The sequence below is a fragment of the Anaerocolumna jejuensis DSM 15929 genome, assembly GCF_900142215.1.
GTDB classification, from domain to species: domain Bacteria; phylum Bacillota; class Clostridia; order Lachnospirales; family Lachnospiraceae; genus Anaerocolumna; species Anaerocolumna jejuensis.
This window is the reverse complement of sequence record NZ_FRAC01000003.1, coordinates 1-429: the sequence shown is the minus strand read 5'-3', so window position 1 is coordinate 429 and position 429 is coordinate 1. Positions and strand designations below refer to the sequence as shown.

1 rRNA gene is annotated in these 429 nt (G+C 55.2%); it reads right to left on the bottom strand.

Annotated features, from left to right (window positions below):
* Positions 1–429 (bottom strand): 23S ribosomal RNA (locus BUB77_RS00015); the annotation flags it as partial.

Below are 429 nucleotides of genomic sequence, written 5' to 3'. Positions count from 1 at the left end.
TACACCAGAGGTCAGTCCAACCCGGTCCTCTCGTACTAAGGTCAGCTCCTCTCAAATATCCTACGCCCGCGCCGGATAGGGACCGAACTGTCTCACGACGTTCTGAACCCAGCTCGCGTACCGCTTTAATGGGCGAACAGCCCAACCCTTGGGACCTAATACAGCCCCAGGATGCGATGAGCCGACATCGAGGTGCCAAACCACTCCGTCGATGTGAACTCTTGGGAGTGATAAGCCTGTTATCCCCAGGGTAGCTTTTATCCGTTGAGCGATGGCAATCCCACTTTATACCACCGGATCACTAAGTCCTACTTTCGTACCTGCTCCACCCGTCGGTGTCGCAGTCAAGCCCTCTTATGCCTTTGCACTCTTCGGATGGTTTCCGTCCATCCTGAGAGGACCTTTGAGCGCCTCCGATACCCTTTCGGA